Annotated in this window: 22 protein-coding genes; 8 read left to right on the top strand and 14 right to left on the bottom strand. The window is 46.0% G+C overall.

Features of this window, described 5'->3' with window-relative positions:
• Nucleotides 1-20: 20 nt before the first annotated feature.
• Together ACRQQK_RS02255 and narQ are read right to left on the bottom strand one after the other, a co-directional pair.
• Nucleotides 21-653, bottom strand: coding sequence for a response regulator (locus tag ACRQQK_RS02255; protein WP_457509881.1), 633 nt, complete (start codon nucleotides 651-653; stop codon nucleotides 21-23).
• Nucleotides 640-2,373, bottom strand: coding sequence for a nitrate/nitrite two-component system sensor histidine kinase NarQ (gene narQ, locus ACRQQK_RS02250; protein WP_457509880.1), 1,734 nt, complete (start codon nucleotides 2,371-2,373; stop codon nucleotides 640-642). The genes ACRQQK_RS02255 and narQ overlap by 14 nt, the downstream gene beginning before the upstream one ends.
• Nucleotides 2,374-2,626: 253 nt before the next feature.
• Here narQ and napF point away from each other — a divergent pair, with 253 nt between their 5' ends.
• The 8 genes from napF to ACRQQK_RS02210 all read left to right on the top strand — a co-directional run bounded on the left by napF (nucleotide 2,627) and on the right by ACRQQK_RS02210 (nucleotide 11,794).
• Complete coding sequence (napF, locus tag ACRQQK_RS02245) at nucleotides 2,627-3,109, top strand: ferredoxin-type protein NapF (protein ID WP_457509879.1); 483 nt, start codon at nucleotides 2,627-2,629, stop codon at nucleotides 3,107-3,109.
• Between the two features lie 15 nt (nucleotides 3,110-3,124).
• Nucleotides 3,125-3,430 (top strand): chaperone NapD, encoded by a 306-nt coding sequence (locus ACRQQK_RS02240; RefSeq protein WP_042483070.1) that lies wholly within the window; start codon nucleotides 3,125-3,127, stop codon nucleotides 3,428-3,430.
• Nucleotides 3,427-5,916, top strand: a complete 2,490-nt coding sequence (gene napA, locus ACRQQK_RS02235) for a periplasmic nitrate reductase subunit alpha (RefSeq protein WP_457509878.1) — start codon at nucleotides 3,427-3,429, stop codon at nucleotides 5,914-5,916. The genes ACRQQK_RS02240 and napA overlap by 4 nt, the downstream gene beginning before the upstream one ends.
• An 86-nt stretch (nucleotides 5,917-6,002) precedes the next feature.
• Entirely contained in the window at nucleotides 6,003-6,464 is a 462-nt protein-coding gene (locus ACRQQK_RS02230; protein WP_457509877.1) for a nitrate reductase cytochrome c-type subunit, read from the top strand.
• Nucleotides 6,465-6,489: 25 nt separating this feature from the next.
• Nucleotides 6,490-7,068, top strand: coding sequence for a NapC/NirT family cytochrome c (locus tag ACRQQK_RS02225; RefSeq protein WP_457509876.1), 579 nt, complete (start codon nucleotides 6,490-6,492; stop codon nucleotides 7,066-7,068).
• Between the two features lie 14 nt (nucleotides 7,069-7,082).
• Nucleotides 7,083-7,217, top strand: coding sequence for a TIGR02808 family protein (locus tag ACRQQK_RS02220; protein WP_457509875.1), 135 nt, complete (start codon nucleotides 7,083-7,085; stop codon nucleotides 7,215-7,217).
• 183 nt (nucleotides 7,218-7,400) lie between these two features.
• Nucleotides 7,401-8,693: an efflux RND transporter periplasmic adaptor subunit gene (locus ACRQQK_RS02215; RefSeq protein ID WP_457509874.1), complete on the top strand. Its 1,293-nt coding sequence runs from the start codon at nucleotides 7,401-7,403 to the stop codon at nucleotides 8,691-8,693.
• The gene (locus tag ACRQQK_RS02210) at nucleotides 8,690-11,794 is read left to right on the top strand and encodes an efflux RND transporter permease subunit (RefSeq protein ID WP_457509873.1); all 3,105 of its coding nucleotides are present in this window, start codon (nucleotides 8,690-8,692) and stop codon (nucleotides 11,792-11,794) included. Before ACRQQK_RS02215 ends, ACRQQK_RS02210 begins: the two co-directional genes overlap by 4 nt.
• Nucleotides 11,795-11,830: 36 nt before the next feature.
• Here ACRQQK_RS02210 and ACRQQK_RS02205 read toward each other — a convergent pair whose 3' ends face one another.
• The 12 genes from ACRQQK_RS02205 to urtC all read right to left on the bottom strand — a co-directional run bounded on the left by ACRQQK_RS02205 (nucleotide 11,831) and on the right by urtC (nucleotide 21,348).
• Nucleotides 11,831-12,778, bottom strand: coding sequence for an AEC family transporter (locus tag ACRQQK_RS02205; RefSeq protein WP_457509872.1), 948 nt, complete (start codon nucleotides 12,776-12,778; stop codon nucleotides 11,831-11,833).
• Nucleotides 12,779-12,984: 206 nt separating this feature from the next.
• The gene (locus ACRQQK_RS02200) at nucleotides 12,985-13,527 is read right to left on the bottom strand and encodes a HupE/UreJ family protein (protein ID WP_457509871.1); all 543 of its coding nucleotides are present in this window, start codon (nucleotides 13,525-13,527) and stop codon (nucleotides 12,985-12,987) included.
• A 49-nt stretch (nucleotides 13,528-13,576) separates the two neighbouring features.
• Complete coding sequence (gene ureG, locus ACRQQK_RS02195) at nucleotides 13,577-14,221, bottom strand: urease accessory protein UreG (RefSeq protein WP_457509870.1); 645 nt, start codon at nucleotides 14,219-14,221, stop codon at nucleotides 13,577-13,579.
• 2 nt (nucleotides 14,222-14,223) lie between these two features.
• A complete protein-coding gene (locus tag ACRQQK_RS02190) occupies nucleotides 14,224-14,886 on the bottom strand; it encodes an urease accessory protein UreF (RefSeq protein ID WP_457509869.1) in 663 nt (220 codons plus the stop codon).
• On the bottom strand, nucleotides 14,886-15,476 hold the full coding sequence (gene ureE / locus ACRQQK_RS02185; protein WP_457509868.1) for an urease accessory protein UreE: 591 nt from the start codon (nucleotides 15,474-15,476) through the stop codon (nucleotides 14,886-14,888). Before ureE ends, ACRQQK_RS02190 begins: the two co-directional genes overlap by 1 nt.
• Before the next feature lie 23 nt (nucleotides 15,477-15,499).
• Entirely contained in the window at nucleotides 15,500-17,206 is a 1,707-nt protein-coding gene (ureC, locus tag ACRQQK_RS02180) for an urease subunit alpha (protein WP_457509867.1), read from the bottom strand.
• A 23-nt stretch (nucleotides 17,207-17,229) separates the two neighbouring features.
• Nucleotides 17,230-17,535 (bottom strand): urease subunit beta, encoded by a 306-nt coding sequence (locus ACRQQK_RS02175; RefSeq protein ID WP_457509866.1) that lies wholly within the window; start codon nucleotides 17,533-17,535, stop codon nucleotides 17,230-17,232.
• Between the two features lie 8 nt (nucleotides 17,536-17,543).
• A complete protein-coding gene (ureA, locus tag ACRQQK_RS02170) occupies nucleotides 17,544-17,846 on the bottom strand; it encodes an urease subunit gamma (RefSeq protein WP_457509865.1) in 303 nt (100 codons plus the stop codon).
• A 26-nt stretch (nucleotides 17,847-17,872) separates the two neighbouring features.
• A complete protein-coding gene (locus ACRQQK_RS02165; protein ID WP_457509864.1) occupies nucleotides 17,873-18,733 on the bottom strand; it encodes an urease accessory protein UreD in 861 nt (286 codons plus the stop codon).
• A 4-nt stretch (nucleotides 18,734-18,737) separates the two neighbouring features.
• Nucleotides 18,738-19,433: an urea ABC transporter ATP-binding subunit UrtE gene (gene urtE, locus ACRQQK_RS02160; protein WP_457509863.1), complete on the bottom strand. Its 696-nt coding sequence runs from the start codon at nucleotides 19,431-19,433 to the stop codon at nucleotides 18,738-18,740.
• Nucleotides 19,427-20,266, bottom strand: a complete 840-nt coding sequence (urtD, locus tag ACRQQK_RS02155; protein WP_167411113.1) for an urea ABC transporter ATP-binding protein UrtD — start codon at nucleotides 20,264-20,266, stop codon at nucleotides 19,427-19,429. The genes urtE and urtD overlap by 7 nt, the downstream gene beginning before the upstream one ends.
• On the bottom strand, nucleotides 20,263-21,348 hold the full coding sequence (gene urtC / locus ACRQQK_RS02150; RefSeq protein WP_457509862.1) for an urea ABC transporter permease subunit UrtC: 1,086 nt from the start codon (nucleotides 21,346-21,348) through the stop codon (nucleotides 20,263-20,265). The genes urtD and urtC overlap by 4 nt, the downstream gene beginning before the upstream one ends.

Genomic DNA, 21,348 nt, shown 5'->3' with positions numbered 1-21,348 from the left:
CATCTGATAAGCCACTATTGTTATCTCAGCTCACCGTAGCGTTCCAAATAAAGCACTGTTGCCGCGGTGCGCGAAGGCACTCGTAACTTCTTCAGCAAACTTTTCATGTGCACTTTTACTGTCGCTTCGGAAATAAACAGGTGATCAGCAATTTGTTTATTGCGATACCCTTTTGCCACTTCCGCCAAAATTTGAGATTCACGCTCAGTCAAAGAGTCAAACACGTCTGAGTGCGCTTCACGTTCCCGAAGATATTTCGCGACGATGCTGCTATAGGCTTTCTCACCTGAAGACGCTTGTTTCAACAGTTCAATCAGTTCGTCAGGCTCAGTATCTTTTAGCAAATAGCCATCAGCCCCTGCTTTCACTAATGCTTCAATGTCTGCCGCACTGTCAGAAACCGTTAGTATAACGATGGTTGAGCAACACCCGTCGGTACGTAGTGCTTGAAGTGTATCAAGCCCAGACATGCCCTTCATGTTCAGGTCGAGCAGGATTAAATCCGGTTCATCTTCATGGGCCAACGCTACGGCTTCAGTACCGTTACTTGCTTCAGCGATCACATCAAAATCGTCTTCTAAGCTCAATAACTGATTAATGCCTCTGCGCATTAGCGGGTGGTCATCCACCAACATTACTCTAATCTTCGTCAACGTTAATGTCCTTAGACTGTTTAAATTTCAAAGTTATTTTGCAACCGGAATTCAGAGAAGAATTCACTGTCAATTCACCGTTTAGGCGGGCTGCTCGCTCTTGCATTATGCTTAAACCATAGTGGTTAAGTTTTGCATCGTGTTCTTCAAAACCAACACCATTATCTTCGACCTCAACAACAACATCGCCGTCAACTTCGTTGCACTCCACTAGAATTTTCGTAGCATCCGCGTGCTTAATGGCGTTAATCACCGCTTCTCGGATCAACTGCATTAAATGTACCTGCTGGTGTGCATTCAACTCCAATGAGGAGAGATTATTGGATAACTCTATTGACGCACTGGTGTGCTCTTTCAACTGATTGATCATTTCCAATAACGCTCGTCCGAAATTACCCTCTTTAATGGTTAATCGGAACGTAGTCAACAGCTCACGCAGCTGAGTGTAGGCTCCGGATAAGCCCTCATCTATATCCTTTATAATGTCTTCTGTCTTTTCACTTTGCGGCGTTTGTTCTAGCTTATTCATGACTCGCTTAAGCAAAGAGACCTGGATTTTTAAATAAGAAAGCGATTGAGCAAGAGAGTCATGTAGTTCACGTGCGATGGTCGCACGCTCTTCCATTAGCAGTAATTGTTCTGCCTGTTTCTGCGCTTTATTAAAATAAACAGCACGCGAAAGCATCTGTACAAAGCTATCTATCAGTGCTCTATCAGGGCATGGTAAACCCGCCCGCCAGTACAATCTTCCTAGCGTCTGCCCATCCACCATTAATGGTTGCTCGTGACAATTGTTATTACAATTACTGTCACAATAACCTTCATTTAAAACAATACCTTTGCCCGCCTCTTCATCGATTTCGAGGCGAACAGCTTCAATACCTTCAACACTGATGATTTGTTTAAGTAACGTTTGAAAGTTCTCTTGGCTAATTCGAGAAGCCGTTAACTGTTGTGACGACTCATAAAGTACCTGCAATGACTGGTTTGCATGTTGCAACTTATGGGTCTTCTCATTCACCGCATTTTCAAGCCCGTGATACAGTTTGCCTAGCTCATTCGCCATATCATTAAACGTGCGGGTTAATATCGCCATTTCATTGCGGCTGGATGTTTTCAATTGCACGTCAAAAGAGCGATTCTGCACCTGCTCACTCGCCACAACGAGATTACGCAGCGGACCTACAACTTCTCTTCGAGTATAAATAACAACCAACACAGAAACCAAAAATACGCCGCCAAGTCCTAACCCACCAACCCATGCTAACTTGATCAATTTGCTTTCAGAGAACTGCTGAAGTTTAAAAACAAACACATCAATTTGGCTGACGAATCCCGCAACAAGGCTCAAATACTCAGCTCGCTGGTCACTTTTCAAAACTGTTTTCAGCTCTTGCCAGCGGATGATGATGTCGTTGTAATCTGACTGAATATCTTCAGGCACTGTCCAATGTTTTAGCGCCTGCATAGACGGAGAAAACAGTGAATGCTCAAAACTCTCAATGTGACCAACATAGTCAATGGAGGAACTTTGAATATCATGCGCTAAGCGATAACTTTGCATACGCATTGAACCAGACACGTTTACCGCTTCTGCATCATTCAAAGACGATGCTAACGTTATAATAGCGAAGCTAATTGTTGCAAACGACATCATCACAATGCTAAACATTGCCTTGGCAATTGTGCCAATCAGCGACCTTTCAACTCTTCTAACCAAACCTGTGCATTTCCTTCATTTTGACGTCTGTCGTCTTTCTTAATATTTTGAATCACTGTCAAAGACCAACAATATGTGATCACTCTCGCTGGAAATTATTGATCTAAAACAACGCTTACCCTTAATTACCTCCTTATAGGTATTTAAGAAAATAGCCTGAAAACTACAATTTTCATATGGATAAGTGAAAATTGTGGCTTAACAACATTGAGCTACAATCTATCTATCGCTTACAAATTATAAGGTGATTGTAGTGGTCGATTTAGCCAGACGTCGATTGTTCTCGCGTAAAACTGTTGAAGACTCAGCAATAATAATGCCTTGGGTTAAATCAGCAGCTTCGTTTACCGACGATTGTACACGTTGCGGCAAATGCGTTTCTGCTTGTGAAACCAAGGTCATTATTAATGGTGACGGTGGTTTTCCAACCGTAGATTTCAGCCGAGGCGAATGCACATTTTGTTATCAATGTGCTGAGGTTTGTCCCGAGCCTATTTTCCTTCCACAGTCCAGTTCACCTTGGCAAATTAAAGCAGATATCAAACAGAATTGTTTGGCGTATCAAAACGTTGAATGTCGTAGCTGTGGAGAAACATGCGACACCATGGCGATTCAGTTTAAGTTGCAACTCAACAAAGTTGCACAACCAGTTATCAATGTTGATGACTGCAGTGGTTGCGGAGCATGTGTTTCTGTATGCCCAACAGCAGCTATCCATGTAAGCAACGCAATATAAAAATGAGAGTAATGTATGTCACTGAATGAAGTGCACATTTCAAGTTTGGTGATTCATGTGCTTCCACAGCATCTTGAATCAATAAAGGCTCAAATCGAAGAATTCGAGAATGCAGAAGTCTACGGTGACAGCCCTGAAGGCAAAATTGTGGTGGTTCTAGAAACTGAGAATCAAGGTTTTATTACCGACACTATTGATGCCATCAACAATTTACCTAACGTGCTAAGCACTGTTTTGGTCTATCACCAAATCGAAACAGATTTAGAGCAGTTGGACGAAGACACTGGAATTCAACAATCCCAAACAGAGGATGAAGTATGAAAATGACAAGACGAGCGTTTGTGAAAGCAAACGCAGCAGCATCAGCTGCAGCTATCGCTGGAGTAACATTACCAGCATCTGCTGCAAACCTGATTGCTAGCACAGATCAAACCAAAATTACCTGGGACAAAGCGCCTTGTCGTTTCTGTGGTACTGGCTGCTCGGTTTTAGTGGGTACACAAAATGGTCGTATTGTGGCTACTCAGGGTGACCCTGAAGCACCAGTAAACAAAGGCCTGAACTGTATCAAAGGTTATTTCCTTTCTAAAATCATGTACGGTAAAGACCGTCTTACTCAACCTCTGCTTCGTATGCGCAATGGCGAATACGCTAAAGATGGAGACTTCACCCCTATTTCTTGGGATCAAGCGTTCGACATTATGGCTGAGAAGTGGAAAGCCTCTCTTGCTAAAAAAGGTCCAACAAGCGTCGGTATGTTTGGTTCAGGTCAATGGACGGTTATGGAAGGTTATGCCGCAGCTAAATTAATGAAGGCTGGTTTCCGTTCAAACAACATCGACCCGAATGCTCGTCACTGTATGGCGTCTGCAGTAGTAGGCTTCATGCGTACTTTCGGTATTGATGAACCTATGGGTTGTTACGACGACCTAGAAAATGCGGACTCCTTTGTTTTATGGGGTTCGAACATGGCGGAAATGCACCCTATTCTTTGGAGCCGTTTGACTGACCGTCGTTTGAGCGAACAGCACGTAAAAGTAAACGTACTGTCTACTTACTATCACCGTTCATTTGAGCTAGCTGATCACGGTTACATTTTCCATCCACAATCTGACCTAGCAATTGCCAACTTCATCGCAAATTACATCATTCAGAATGACGCAGTAAACTGGGACTTTGTTAACAAACACACCAACTTCAAACAAGCAGTGACTGATATCGGTTATGGTCTGCGTGATGAGCACCCGCTACAGAAGAAAGCAAAAAATGCCAATAATGGCTCAATGAGCAGCATCTCTTTTGAAGAGTACAAAAAATCAGTAGCACCATACACTGCCGCTAAAGCATCAGAAATGTCAGGTGTGAGCGAAGAGAAACTGATCACTCTTGCGAAACAGTACGCAGATCCAAATACCAAAGTAATGTCGCTTTGGACCATGGGTATGAACCAACATACACGCGGTGTATGGATGCAAAGCCTTGTGTATAACCTCCACTTGCTGACTGGTAAAATTGCGACTCCGGGTAACAGCCCGTTCTCGCTAACAGGTCAGCCATCGGCTTGTGGTACTGCACGTGAAGTAGGTACCTTTGCTCACCGTCTGCCTGCAGACATGGTCGTTGCAAACCCTAAACACCGTGAAATCGCAGAAAAAGTGTGGAAGTTGCCTGAAGGAACAATCCCACCGAAACCTGGTTTCCACGCGGTTCTTCAAGACCGTATGTTAAAAGACGGCGTGCTGAACTGTTACTGGGTTCAATGTAATAACAACATGCAAGCCGGTCCAAACATCAATGAAGAACGTCTACCGGGTTACCGCAACCCAGAAAACTTCATCGTTGTTTCTGATCCATACCCAACAGTGACAGCACAAGCCGCTGACCTGATTCTGCCAACGGCGATGTGGGTGGAAAAAGAAGGAGCTTATGGTAACGCAGAGCGTCGTACTCAAGCTTGGTACCAACAAGTCGGTACTGTCGGTGAAGCAAAATCTGACTTATGGCAGCTAATGGAATTCTCTAAACGCTTCAAGATGGAAGAAGTGTGGCCAGAAGAATTGTTAGCGAAAATGCCTGAATACCGTGGCAAAACTATGTTTGATGTGCTTTACAAAAACGGTCAGATCGACAAGTACCCAGTGAGCGAAGCTCGTGAACTGAACGATGACGCTCACCACTTTGGTTTCTATGTGCAAAAAGGTATTTTCGAAGAGTACGCTGTTTTCGGTCGCGGTCACGGTCACGATTTGGCACCTTACGATATGTACCACCAAACTCGTGGTCTACGCTGGCCTGTAGTTGATGGCAAAGAAACACTATGGCGCTACAAAGAAGGCTCCGATCCGTATGCGAAGGAAGGTACAGGCTGGGATTTCTACGGTAAACCAGACGGTAAGGCATGGATCATCTCTGCCCCATACGAAGCGCCACCTGAAGTGCCAGATGCAGAATACGATTTGTGGCTATGTACTGGTCGTGTTCTTGAACACTGGCACACAGGTAGTATGACTCGACGTGTACCTGAACTTTACAAAGCCTTCCCTGATGCTGTGTGTTTCATTCATCACGAAGATGCTGTCGCACGAGGTTTGCGCCGTGGTGATGAAGTCGTTATTGCTAATAAGCGCGGCGAAGTTAGAGCGCGTGTAGAGACTCGTGGTCGTAACAAGCCGCCAAAAGGCTTGGTATTCGTACCATTCTTTGATGCTCGCATTCTGATCAACAAGTTGATCCTAGATGCTACCGACCCACTTTCAAAACAAACGGACTTCAAAAAATGTCCAGTTAAAATCACGAAAGTGGCATAAGTAAAGCAAGCGTATAAAGGCTGCCCTTCAGTAACATTTTCGGGCAGCCACATTAAAGAATTTAGCCATTAGGCGGAGAATGTAATATGAAAAAATTACTGGTTGCACTGTTATCTGTAGGTGCTGTTTTATCCGGCGTAGCTTTTGCGCAAGCTGAGTTGGATCTTCCGGGCGGAACGGGTGGTTTAGAGTCGCTACGTGGTTCTAGTCTTCTTGAAGAAACACGAAGCGCAGACGAAATGAAAAAAATTCCTCGTGAACAAGCATTAGAAACGGATTATGTATATCAGCCGCCACTGATTCCACACTCAATTCGTAACTACGAAGTCACGAAAGATGCGAATAAGTGCTTATCTTGCCACAGCTGGAAAAATGCCAAAGATATGGGCGCTACTAAGATTAGCGTAACGCACTTCCTTAACCGCGAAGATGCGGTACTTGCCGACGTATCTCCTCGTCGTTATTTCTGTTTGCAATGTCACGTACCTCAAGCGGACGCTCAACCTTTGGTTGAAAATGACTTTAAGCGTGTTGAATCACTTCGCTAAGCAAACCACACAATAAGAGGCGATTATGAAACTACTTAAAGCGTTTTGGAGTAAGTTAACTAGGCCAAGTAAAGCAGCGGCAGGTGTTGTCTTATTCTTGGGTTTTGCTGGCGGCTTACTCTTTTGGGGCGCATTTAACACGGGTATGGAAGCAACCAACACAGAAGAGTTCTGTTCTGGTTGTCACGCTCCTATCGTTGCGGAGATCCAAGAAACGGTTCACTACTCTAACCGTTCAGGCGTGCGAGCTATTTGTTCTGACTGCCACGTACCTCACGAATGGACGGATAAAATTGTGCGTAAAGTTCAGGCATCCAAAGAGTTGTTTGCACACTACGTAACGAAAACTATCGATACTCCAGAAAAATTCAAAGAGCGCCGCGCGCACTTAGCCGAGCGTGAATGGGCAAGGATGAAAAAGAACGACTCGCTCGAATGTCGTAACTGTCACCAATTTGAATTTATGGACTTCTCAGAGCAAAGTGAACGTAGTGTTCAACAACACTCTACTGCCTTAGCGTCTGGTGAAAAAACGTGTGTTGACTGCCACAAAGGTATCGCACATAACCTGCCAGATATGCACGGCGTAGAAGGCTGGCAATAACAAGGAGCACAGAAATGAGTACACTTGAATCCGTTATCTGGCATGTCCTTGGTTACAGCGCAATGCCAGTCATTATCCTAGGTGGCTTTGTCGGAGTCGCAGCCGTTTCGATTGGCATTCTGTCCCTGACTAAAGATAAAGAGTCGTAAACGTAAGTTATCTCTGACGATTTTTTACCTAACTTTACCCAAATCCGGTGCTCAGCACCGGATTTTTTATTTTAGTTAAAGCTAAATTAATAACGTGCAATAAATTGGGATCTGACACCTGTTTATTTCACAATTTTTACATTAGCTTTTACTTATACAGATAAAAATTCAGGGACAGTGATTATGGCGAACTACAGTTGGATTCAAAGATTATTGATTGTTCCGCCAATCGTATTGGGTGCTATTGTTCTCTTTATTGCCCCCAGCATGAAAGCAGAACCGCCAAAAACAGAACAAGCAGGCGCAACAAAAGTCGTTCGTGTGATCAAAATGAAACCTCTTGCCATTCAACCTAGTGTTATCGGTTATGGCTACACTCAGCCGGCACAAGAATGGCAAGCTCAAGCGGAAGTTGAAGGAAGAGTGATATGGGTGTCTGATAACTTCAAAAACGGGGCTTTTGTGGCGAAAGATGAACCTTTATTAAGACTCGATGACTCCGCTTATCAACTCGCGATCACTAAACTCAATGCTGAACTGGACGTTTCTAAACTCAAACATCAAACCCTAGGCGTAAGTTATTCCATTGCCGAACAAGATTACAAACTGCAACAAGAAGAATACCAACGCAGTGAGCGGCTAGCGAAAACCGGTCATCTTTCTCAAACTGAAAAAGACAAAGCCAAGCGCGATCTACTAAGCAAACAACAGTTGCTGCAAAACCTGAAAAATGAACAAGCGATCACGGTTGCTGAACAGCAAGTATTGAATGCTGAGCTGGAAATTGCACGACGTGATCTTAGCCATACCGAAGTAAGAGCGCCCTATGACCTTCGCATCACGGCTACCAATATTGATGTTGAAGAGTATGTCAACAAAGGACAAGCACTGCTCCAATCCGATGCAATGGACTCGGTAGAAGTGCTTGCTCAGTATTCGATTGGCAAGATGAGACCACTGCGCCGCGCGAATCAGTCGCAAAGCTTCGATAACTCATTGCACAGCGATTTAGAAGCCACGGTCACTTTAACCACAGGAGAGAGGCAGATTCACTGGCAGGGTGTTGTAGACCGAAGTGGCGGCTTTATTGATGCTCAGACACAAAGCCAGACCCTAATTGTCCGCATTCTTGAGCCTTATCGCCAAGCTCAGCCGGGGAAAAAGCCACCTTTGATTCGCGATACTTTTGTTAAAGTCACTCTGAAATCCCCCCAGCTAGATAACCAACTGATTGTACCGATCAACGCAATTCACAGCGGTAATGTCTATGTGGTGAAAGAGAACAAACTCGCTATTCGACCTGTTGAAATCGATTTTACTCAAGGCCAAATTGCGGTTCTGAAATCTGGCGTCAGTGAAGGAGACATGGTAGTGGTGAGTCAATTGCAGCCAGCAGTTGAAGGTATGAAATTAAAAGCTCAGCCAGATAAATCCATGGTTCAGTGGGTTAGCCAGCAAGCAAAGGGAGATGAATGATGATCGCCTACTTTGCTCAACATAAAACTGCGGCCAACGTTTTGATGATTGCTATCCTGCTGCTCGGGATTTACGCACTGCCTAAAATGCAAAAGGACACATTTCCTTTAGCGCCGACCACCAATATTGAAGTGAAAGTCAGCTATCCAGGTGCTTCGCCTAAAGAAGTGGCGGATGAGATTTGCATTCCTCTTCAAGACGCAATGGACAAGCTAGATGGAATTTATGAGTTCACTTGTGATGCACGAGAAAACGTGGCAATTGGTAATGTGGAAATCAACCGTGGCGAAAACATCGATATTCTGACCAGTGAAGTGCAGCAAAAAGTGAATGCGATTAGCGACTTCCCTGAGCGCGCCGAACAACCAACAGTGACAAAACTCGACCGCATTGCTTCCGTTGTCAGCATCGCAATTACCGGCCCTATGTCTGATCAAGATCTCTACTGGTATGCAAACAAAGTAAAACAAAATCTTAAAGCCAGCCCAGAGATTGCCCAAGTGACCATAAGTGGTTTCTCTGATCAAGAGATTGAAGTCTCCGTTCCAAGCGAAACCTTAAGGCAATTTGGCTTAAGCATATCTGATCTTTCGAATCGAATTCAGCAAGAGAACGTCAGTATTCCGGCGGGAACAATGAAAAATGATTTATCAGAATCCAGTATTCGTTTTGACCAGCTTGCTAAACAGGTGGATGACATCGGGAACTTGATGATCAACAGCACCACTCAACTTCGTTTGAAAGATATTGCCTCGATTGAGCAAAAGTTTGCACTTGAGGAAGATAAAATTCTGTTTAACGACAAACGAGCGGCGCTACTTCAGGTATCGAAAAACCAGAATCAAGATACCATCAAAGTGCGTGAAGTTGTTCAGCGCCTCATCGACAAAGAACAAGCTATGGCTCCACAAGGGGTTGAGCTGAACATAACTCAGGATGTGAGCGTCAACATTAAGGAGCGTTTACGTATTCTAGGCAGCAATGGTGTTCAAGGTTTACTCCTCGCGTTCTTAGCTCTATGGGCATTCTTCAATATTCGCTTTAGCTTTTGGGTAACGATCGGCCTTCCTGTTTCTTTTCTCGGTACGCTGTTTATCATGCTGATTCTTGGTTACACCATCAATATGATGACCATGGTTGGACTGATTGTCGCCATTGGTATTCTGATGGATGATTCACTGATTATTGCAGAGAACATCGCGGCGAAACGTGAAGCTGGTATGGCTCCTGTTCAAGCGGCAATAGAAGGAACAAAGCAAGTACTACCCGGTGTTATCGCCTCTTTTGCTACCACCATTATGGTCGTAGGTCCATTAATGTTTTTAACCGGAAAGCTCGGTGATATCCTGCGCTATATTCCAATTGTATTGATGATGACTCTTATCGTGAGCTTAATTGAAGCCATGTTCATTCTGCCTTCACATTTAGCTCATCACCCTGATGTCGCCAATGGCAACCGCATTCGTAGAAGAATTACCGCTGGCTTTGAGTTTGCACGCGACAAAGGCTTTGTACCCTTATCTGTGATGGCAATGCGGGCTCCTTACCTTAGCATTGGTATTCTAATCTTTGTGGTTGCTGCAACCACAGCCACCTTCCCTGCTGGGTTACTTAAATTCAAAGCAATGCCAACCCTTGAGAGCGATACTCTACAAGCTCGAATACTACTCGACCAAGGCAGCTTGTTGTCGCAAACAGAAACTGTGGTGAACAAAGTCGAAAACGCTTTAAAAGAGATAGATAAAGAATACCAACAGAAGTTTGGCGAGACTCTGGTGAACAGTATTACCATTATGTACAACACCAACATTGATGCCTTTGATTCTGGTCCACACATGGCAACTGTCAGCGCAGATTTGTTACCCGCTCAATTTCGCCAACAAAGTATCAAAGACCTCATCCAAACTTGGAAAAGCAAAGTTGGTCCTACTGCTGATGTTATCGCTCTTAAATTTACAGACAAGGAACGGGGCGTAGCGGGTATCGGCATTGATATCCGTGTTCAGGGTAACGATCCACAAGCCCTCTATGCTGTAAACTTAGCTTTGATAAAGTGGCTCAAACAGTTCGATGGCGTATTCAATCTATCTTCGGATCTGCGATATGGACGCGATGACATCCAAGTCTCGCTTAAAGACCAAGCGGGCGTGCTAGGCGTGACAGCCGTGCAAGTCGCCCAAACGTTGAGAAATGCAGTGAAAGGCAACAATGACCTTACGGTGTTCCAAGACGGAGAAATCGTTGATATACGGGTTCGTCAAAGTGATTTTCTTCATCAAGCGACCATAGCAGAACTGAATGATCTGCTTATTACCGCCAATAATGGCAAGCTGATCCCGTTGATGGCTGTCGCTGATTTAATCCAGACTAAGGCCTTCTCAAGACTTAACTTGGTCAACGGCATTCCAACGGCTACCGTTCAAGGCAATATCAACACCCAAGTCGCCAACGCACGTGAAATCATGCAGCAGTTTTATAAAGACTTTGTGCCTAAAATGGCGCAGAAATACCCCGATGTGCATTTTGCTTCTCAAGGACAAGATAAAGAGAGTGCAGACACTGGCTCATCACTGCTCACCTATTTTGCTTTGGGCATTATTGGCGTGTACCTGATACTGGTATTTCTGTTCAAAAGCTTCGTTCAACCGTTTGCGGTTTTACTCGCCATTCCAATGGCATGGATTGGCGTAGTTTGGGGACACTTAGGATTGGGAATAGATTTGACGATTCCGAGCCTAGTAGGATTTGCCACCCTTGCGGGTATTGTGGTTAACGACAATATTCTGCTGGTCACTTTTGTGAAAGACAAAGTGGCAGAAGGAGAAGAACTTCGCCAAGCCTGTAAACTGGCCATTCACGATCGGTTCAGAGCAATATTGATTACATCGCTCACCACGTTTGCAGGATTACTCCCTTTGCTGACTGAAACCAGCACTCAGGCGCAGTTCCTAATTCCATTAATTGCCAGTATTGCGTTCGGTCTGGTAAGTGCAACACTGCTTGCTGCTGTGGTGGTCTCTTGCGTACTGCTCATTTTGAATGACATCAATCCCAAACTGTGTGGTCGTGATTTGACATTAGAAAATGCAGAGCACGCGTAATAGCGTGCTCAACCATACGTTAACGTTGAGTGGAAGCTACAAGGTACTGAGGAAAACGAGCATGATTGGCGTGAGCAGCATGGACACGAAGTAGCTGGTAATCCAACTGGTATTCGCTACCTCTTTGTCCAAACCATAAAGGACTGCTGGTAACGTACCCATAAATGCCGTGGGCATCACTGCCAGCACCAAGCACACCTTCGCGACCAATTGACCTTCAACCTGCCAAAGGTTAAACAGTGAAAGCATGACTAAAACCACCAGCACCGCACAAACAGAACGTGCAATGGTCGCCGTCATTGCCACTTTTTGCCAACGCTTTCCACCTTTCAAATTAAAGGTTAGCCCTACGGAAGCTATCAGCAAGAAAGTACCCACTGGGATTGTCCAATAGCTCACTGAAAGCAGAAATTCAGGACGTTCAATACCCGCCAAATTAAGCAGTAAACCGGCAGAAATTGCGCAAATAGCGATGAGGAAAATCGGGTCTTTCCAAGCTTGTTTGTTTTTTGTGGACTTGAGCGCTTCATCTTGCGATTTGGATTTTGCGTACGGGAAAACCAAACCAAAATAGGTCAGCTCTTCAAACAGTTTAAACAGAGCCATCATAGCCACACCGTTTTCACCGAATGTGATAAACAGAACAAGGTTACCCAGCGCACCAATGTTGTAGAGCGCCGTCACTGGAACAAGCGCTCCTGTTTGCACAGGCGTTAATTGATTCTTTTTTGCTACAACGATCCCGACCAAGGTACCCGCGGCGATCACACCTGCACCAATAAAAGGCAGATACAATAACTCAGTACGAATATTACTTAGCTGCCATAAAGAGACAAAGACACTAAACGGAATCAAAGCCATCAATGCTACTTTGGTTAAAACCAAACTGACAAAAGATGAACGCTGTTTAAGATAACGTTGGAAAAACAATCCCAGCACAAAACCGCTAAAAATAATGCCGAAAGTAAAGACGAATGGGTTCACAAAGATAGACCTTACATCTAATGCACAGACGCGTTTAGTTATCTCAGCTTAGCTAGGTCATTACAATGCTTTTCGGAAATTATTTCATATTTAAATAAATAATTTCACCAATGACAGAGCTAGATTGAACATTCGACATAAACGAAGGGAGCATTTCGCTCCCTTTGCTTTCACTTCTGACCCGTATTTATAGCCAACGGATGTTGTTATTGTTTAACAGTAGTGAAATGAGCAACAGCATTGCGGATAGCCTTAACCATTACATTAACGCCAACCATCACCATAACGCTTGCAACCAGTGAACCAAGGCCAAACTCGCTCACTGCGCCAATCGCTTCTGCGCCTTGTACTAGGCCATGACAAGCACTGAACGCTGCAATACTGATCATAGAAAGCCACTTAATAGCCCCTGTTTTGCGATACGCATACAGAGCAACAGGCAACGCAATCAAGGAACCTGCAACAAGCGATTCCACTACTGATGCATTCGACCATTCAACACCAACGAAGAAACCGGCCATTAAAGCTGCAGCAAAACAAGCGATGATTTGCGCCGATTTTTTGTAGCTATAGCTTGCCGCAAAAAATCCAATCAAGACCAGTGCAGCAAGATGGTCAATGCCCGTCAGCGGGTGCAAAAATCCTTCAGAGAAACTCGCATGCATTGCGTGCCCAGTATGGGCAAAGCTTGGTGAACTTGCGGCAAGTAGCGCGGCAGCAGAGATGATTTTGCTAAGAGATAGTTTCATTTAAAAATTCCTTCTTCTTTTTTTACAACAGCCTGTTAACGAGGCTCTATTAGATCTGTTCTGTGACGACAACATTCACTTCACGCTCTGCCAACATGCCCTGTTGAACGATAAAGTCGATGACGGTTTTTAAACCGTCGCCACGAATTAAGTTGGTAAACACAAATGGTTTTTCACCACGCATTTTCTTCGCATCTCTGTCCATCACTTCAAGTGAAGCATTAACCATAGGCGCGAGGTCGGTTTTGTTGATGATCAGCAGATCAGACTTAGTAATGCCAGGCCCACCTTTACGAGGAATTTTGTCACCGGCACAAACGTCGATTACATATAGAGTGAGATCGGATAGCTCAGGGCTAAATGTTGCACTGAGATTGTCACCACCACTTTCCACCAGCACCAATTCCAAACCCGGATGACGGTGCTGCAACTCGTCAATCGCTGCGAGGTTCATTGAGGCATCTTCACGAATAGCTGTGTGTGGGCAGCCACCGGTTTCAACTCCCATGATGCGATCAATATCCAATGCTTCATGGCGCATTAGAAACTCAGCGTCTTCCTTGGTATAAATGTCGTTCGTTACCACGGCAAGGTTGTAGTGTTCACGCATTGCTGAACATAACTGACGTAGCAACGCTGTTTTACCGGAGCCTACCGGGCCACCGACGCCTACTCGTAAACATTGTGTGCTCATATTTAACTCCTAAATAATCTTGAATATTGGGTCTCATGCCAGGCACTGACCATGGCAAAATTGGGTAAAGTAAGGCCGATATTGTCGTCACTGACGGATAATCCGGTTTCAATTGCCAGCTCTATCACTGGCATCATTTCAATCAGTACTTTCTGCGCAGAGGTCTGCCCAAGAGGTACGGTTTTACACGCCACCGTGACCTGATTTTCCAACCATGACCAGAGCCAACCTGTCGCCGCCACATCCAGCGGTACGTTAAAGTGCACACAAGCTTTGGCGTATAGCGGCAGGTAACTCATGCTGCGCGCTTTACTGTCTAGCTCAACGTTCAAACTGCTTAATAATCGATGAAGGGTTTGACCTAATTTCTGTTCTTCCATCACCAATTCTGCGGTTTCACGGTTAGCCAGTAACACCTGCTGCCAATATTCGATTTGGTTTAAATCGTTGATTTGCCAAGCCCGATAAAAGCGCTTTAACAGCGGTAGCTCTAAATTTGCCTGCCCACTTCTCAACAGCGGCGACAGCCATGCCTTTAAGCTTGCTTCATCCTTCACCCATTCCAGTTCCACCGCACCTTCCAAGCCTTGGCTATAGGCAAATGCACCTATTGGCAAACTTGGGCTACTTAAATGCAGCAGAGATAACAACGCCGAAATTTGCATTAGTGATGATGCTCCCCATGGCTTTTGTTGTGCGATTCGGTGTGCAAATGGTTATTGGAATGACCATGAGAATGGCTGTCCCCATGGGAATCACCGTAGTCGTGATCGTGTTGCTCGTGTTCATGTGAATGGTCATGCTCATGTCCGTGATGATGACCTTTACCACTGCCATGGTACGCCCCATTTTCTGGCGTGAATTCTGCCATTTGGGCTTCACACACCAGTCCCATCATTTCCACCATTTCTTGCAGTACATGATCCGGTTGGAATCGAAGCCAACATTGACCTATAGCCATAGGGACATGACGGTTACCCATGTGGTAACACGCCTTAGCGAACGTTTCCCAGTCATCGGTCTTTGCTGTGACCACCGCTTCTTTTTCCGCAACCACCACCAACACTTGTCCGCACTCGGTGTGCAAGTAGTCACCGTGTTTAAGCACATCACCACGTGGCAAAAACACCCCCACATCGAGACCTGACTGACTCGCAGTTCTGAATCGACCTTTCTGGCGCAGTGCATAAGGCAGAACGACATTGTCCAAAACTGCACCGTGGAAATGGTCAGAACGTCCTACAACTTTCAACATACAACTCTCCTTAGTTCCGTTTCTCAGAACAGCGAATAACGCTGTGCCAAAGGCAATTCTGTAGCGGGATCACACGTTAATAGCTGACCATCCGCCTTAACCTCATAAGTTTGCGGATCAACACTGATCACTGGCATGTAGTCGTTATGAATCATGTCGTTTTTCGTCACGTTACGACTGTTAAGGCACGCCGCTAACTCGCGTTTGAGCCCAAGCGTTTGCTGCAAGCCGTTTTCCATTGCAGCTTTGCTGGTGAAAGTTACTGACGTTGCAGCACCCGCAGTGCCAAATCCGCCAAACATGTAACGATAATGCACAGGTTGAGGGGTTGGAATTGACGCATTCGCATCCCCCATTGGCGCAGCCGCAATAAAACCACCTTTTATGATCAGTGCCGGTTTAACGCCGAAGAATGCCGGTTTCCACAACACGATATCCGCCAACTTACCCACTTCCAGCGAACCCACAACGTGAGAAATGCCATGCGCAATAGCTGGGTTAATGGTGTATTTAGCGATATAACGTTTGGCGCGGAAGTTATCCGACTGACGCTCTTCATCTTCTGGCAGTAAGCCGCGCTGCACTTTCATCTTGTGCGCGGTTTGCCAAGTACGACAAATCACTTCACCAACACGTCCCATCGCTTGAGAGTCAGAGGCAATCATCGAAAATGCGCCTAAGTCATGCAGAATATCTTCTGCTGCTATGGTCTCTTTACGGATACGAGAATCAGCAAACGCCACATCTTCAGGAATGTTGGGGTCGAGATGATGACACACCATCAACATGTCGAGATGCTCATCCACAGTGTTCACGGTGTATGGTCGAGTCGGGTTGGTTGAAGAAGGCAGTACATTCGGCTGACCACAGGCAACGATAATATCCGGAGCGTGACCGCCACCCGCGCCTTCGGTGTGATAAGTATGGATGGTGCGTCCTTTAAATGCCGCAAGAGTGTCTTCAACAAATCCCGATTCGTTTAACGTATCGGTATGAATCGCGACCTGAACATCGTACTTTTCAGCCACAGCCAAGCAGTTATCGATAGAGGCTGGCGTGGTTCCCCAGTCTTCATGTAACTTTAAGCCGCAAGCGCCCGCTTCGAGTTGCTCTTCCAACGCTTGCGGTAAACTGGCATTACCTTTACCAAGGAAACCAAAGTTCATTGGCATTAAGTCGGTGCTACGCAGCATTTGAGCGAGGTTCCAGGCGCCCGGAGTGCAGGTCGTGGCATTCGTGCCTGTTGCAGGTCCCGTACCGCCGCCCAACATGGTTGTTGTGCCTGACATCAGCGCTTCTTCAATTTGTTGCGGACAGATAAAGTGAATGTGCGCATCGATAGCACCCGCCGTCACAATATGGCCTTCTCCGGCAATCACTTCGGTGCTCGCGCCAATATGGATGGTCACGTTAGGCTGAATATCTGAGTTGCCCGCCTTGCCTATTGCGTGGATCTTGCCATCTTTGATACCGATATCGGCTTTGACGATACCCCAGTGATCAAGAATCAAAGCATTGGTGATCACACAGTCCACCACTTCATCACGGCATTTTTGCCCTTGTCCCATACCATCGCGAATCACCTTACCGCCACCGAATTTCACTTCGTCGCCATAAGTCGTAAAATCTTTTTCAACCTGAATCCACAACTCAGTGTCCGCTAAACGAACTTTGTCGCCAGTTGTCGGCCCGTACATATCGGCATACGCAGCCCTAGATATTTGTGCCATCTTCTATTCCCTATTCCTTGAATTCAGACTTTGCCCATCACTTGGGCGCGGAAACCGTACACTTCTCTCGCGCCATCCAGCTCAACCAGTTCTACGTTGCGAGTTTGTCCCGGTTCAAAACGCACCGCGGTGCCTGCCGCGATGTTCAAACGCATGCCTTTGGTTTTCTCACGCTCAAAGTCGAGTGCTGGGTTGGTTTCAAAAAAATGATAGTGGCTGCCCACTTGCACAGGTCGGTCACCGTGATTTACCACTGAAATACTCAAGGTTTTTCGGCCATCATTCAGTTCAATGGGTGTAGATTGCAGTTGGTATTCTCCAGGCTTCATAACGCCTCCTACTGAATCGGGTTATGAACGGTGACCAGTTTAGTCCCGTCAGGAAAGGTCGCTTCAACCTGTACTTCTTCTAGAAGTTCAGCAATGCCATCCATGACCTCGCTTTTGCTTAATAGCGTGCGCCCTTCACTCATCAGCTGCGCAACCGTTTTTCCTTCACGCGCACCTTCCATAATGGCTGCGGATATATACGCACTGGCTTCCGGATAGTTCAGCTTGATGCCTCTTGCCAAACGTCGCTCTGCTAATAACGCCGCCGTAAACAGCAGCAGTTTATCCTTGTCTCTTGGTGATAATTCCATATCGTCCCTCTGAAAATAGTTTGAAATCAGGTGTTCCAAATCCTTGGTGGGCAAGGCTCTATGCCCATCAGTATCGGTCGCAGGTTTTGCCAGCAACCTCGTAGTTGTTGTTGAGCCTGTTCACTGCAATCGCCCAAATAGCGAACCACAATGACACCTAATCGATGTGTCACACTGAGTGTCTGCTGACGGTTATCCAACATCTCTCTTAATTGCCCCACCGCTGCATCCGCATCACTGATACCAAAGATGATCAGCGTCCCCGAAACCAAATGTTGGTTAAAGCCGCTCATAGCGCTTAGAAGTGGGTCATCCGCAGACAAATACTGGCGCTCAAGCAGTATCGGCTTGTCTTCAAAGTAAACCGCCAAACGCTGTTCAACACTGCCGCTAATAAATGGCAGATGACTCTTAGGTCTGCCTAAACAAAACACATCAATACCGACGAATTTTGCTTCGCCATACAAGTTCACCCGTGTCGAAAGTTTGCCGTGCGCACCATCAAAAACGATGGTTTCCATTGGCATCCATTCGCAACTGGCATCGTGTACATCAATATGAACCTGTTGGCGTTGCGCCCCGCCTTGGCTATCTGCGCGATAGATTTTTCCCGCCGAAGGTGTAGTGATCAGCGCATGGCTGCCTTGTGCACATTCGACCTGAATGCTTAGGTCATCGCCCGATACCAAACCACCGGGAGGATGCAGCAAATAGACATGGCAAACCTCCTGCTCTGGATAGAACGGGCGTTGTACACGCAGTGGCCCTTGAAACGCCATTTGGTACATTCGAGACTTGTCACCATCAAAATCAAAACCTAGCGAGAGAAACGCTGGCCAGTGGCGCTCGGTTTGACTGATGAGATCGAACTTAGACATCAAATTCATAGCGCTACACCGTTAAGTATTCTTTGACCAGAGCATCATTGAGTTCTGTCATCTCACCTGCCGCCACTTGGCGTCCACGATCAAGAATGCTGAATCGGTCAGCCACTTTTCTGGCAAAAGGTAGCTTCTGTTCGACTAGCAATACCGTCAGACCAATCTCTTGATTCAAACGGCGAATGATGTCGCCAATTTCAGCCACCACGTTAGGTTGAATACCCTCTGTTGGTTCATCTAAGATCAGCAGTTTTGGGTTAATAACGAGCGCACGACCAATCGCAAGTTGTTGTTGCTGACCACCTGAAAGGTCACCTCCACGACGATGCAGCATCTCCTTCAATACTGGAAATAGTTCATAGATAAATTCCGGCACGTTTTTGCTTTTATCACCACGAATAGGCAGACCAATGCGCAGATTTTCTTCTACGGTCAGCAAAGGGAATATTTGGCGTCCCTGAGGCACATAACCAATGCCTAACGGGGCACGCTTTTCCGCAGCTAAGGGGGCAATGTCCTGACCGAGATATTCAATTTGCCCACTTTGAGTCGCGAGTAAGCCCATCACACACTGCAATAACGTGGTTTTGCCCACGCCGTTACGCCCCATTAAACAGGTGCATTTCCCCTCTTCCACATTGAGGTCTAAATCCCATAGGGTATGACTCTGCCCGTAGAATTGGTTTAGTCCCTTCACCGTTAACATGCTTCTTCTCCCAAATAGACTTCAACCACTTTGGGGTTGCTTTGTACTTGATCCATCGTACCTTCAGCCAGTACCGAACCTTGATGAAGTACCGTGACGTTTTTCGCTATCGAACGGACAAAATCCATATCGTGTTCCACCAGCACTATGGTGCGCTCCCCAGCGAGGCTAGTCAGCAGCTCACCTGTTCTGTCCATTTCCTGATGTGTCATTCCCGCGACAGGTTCATCCACCAGCAGCAGTTTCGGGTTTTGCATTAGCAGCATGCCGATTTCTAACCACTGCTTTTGTCCGTGAGACAGAGCACCGGCAAGTAAAAAGCGTTGAGGCTCTAAGCCAATCTGCTTTAGTACGTAGTCGATGTAATCAATATCTGAAGAAGAAAGCTTGGCAAACAAGGTTGAACGCACGGTTTTTGCTCCCGCCATCGCCAGTTCAAGGTTGTTAAATACCGTTTGGTTTTCAAACACCGTCGGTTTTTGAAATTTACGACCGATCCCCGCTTGAGCGATTTCCGGTTCACTCAGTTCAAGCAGATCGATATTCTGCCCAAACCACGCACTGCCACTGTCTGGGCGAGTTTTACCGGTAATGATGTCCATCATGGTGGTTTTACCTGCACCATTAGGGCCGATAATGCAGCGCAGCTCTCCTTCGTTGATGTACAAATTGAGATCGTTTATCGCTTTGAAGCCATCAAAACTAACGGTTAAACCTTCAAGGTAAAGCAAGCAGCCATGACCAACAGACAGCATTGGATTTACTTTCGGCACAAGGAAATCATAGACATGTTCACGGTCAGTCATTGACCTTGCAAAATCTCTCAAGCTCATGCGTTTGCCTCCTTGGTTTTAATAAGCCCAACCACACCTTTTGGCAGGAACAGCGTCACTAACACAAACATAGCGCCAAGGCTAAACAGCCATACCTCTGGTAGCGCAGCAGTTAAATAGGTTTTGGCATAGTTCACCGCTAATGCCCCCACCACCGCGCCGTACAGGGTTGCGCGACCACCCAATGCAACCCAAACCACCAGCTCAATCGAGTTCAAAGGAGAAAATTCAGAAGGGTTGATGATGCCCACTTGCGGTACATACAGAGCACCGGCAATACCAGCTAACACAGCCGAAAAACAGAAAATTGCTAACTTGATGTATTCCACTTTGTAACCCGTGAAGCGGGTACGAGATTCGGCATCGCGCACTGCCATTGCTACTCGCCCTAAACGGCTCACCACAATAAAACGACACGCCAGATAACCAAGACCGAGCGCGATACCTGACAGCACAAACAAAGTGATGCGCGTAGAGTTTTCCTGTAGATCAAAGCCCAAGAGATCTTTGAAATCCGTTAAACCGTTATTGCCGCCAAAACCCATTTCATTACGGAAAAATGCCAACATTAACGCGTATGTCAGAGCTTGTGTGATGATTGACAGATATACCCCAGTGACACGAGAACGAAACGCCAGCCAACCAAAGACAAACGCCAGCACGCCAGGTGCGAGAACGATCATTAGTGCTGCAAACCAGAACTGGTCAAACCCGTGCCAAAACCAAGGCAACTCTTTCCAGTTTAGGAACACCATAAAATCTGGCAGTTCAGGGTTACCATAAATGCCACGGTCACCAATCTGACGCATCAGATACATACCCATCGCATAGCCACCTAGCGCAAAGAACGCTGCGTGACCTAAGCTCAGAATGCCTAAATAGCCCCAGACCAAATCAACAGCGACAGCAAGCAGCGCGTAAGTCAGGTATTTCCCCATCAAAGTGACGGTATAAGTGGAAATGTGTAGTGCACTTCCTGAACCCACCAACATGTTCAACGCCGGTATCACACATAATGCGGCTGCCAGAACCAGCAGAAATGTCATGGTAGAGCGATCAAATAACTTCGGTTGATACACCAT

The sequence above is a fragment of the Vibrio sp. C8 genome, assembly GCF_054051265.1.
The sequence above is the reverse complement of the archived record's forward strand: the minus strand, read 5'-3'. Positions and strand labels throughout refer to the sequence as shown.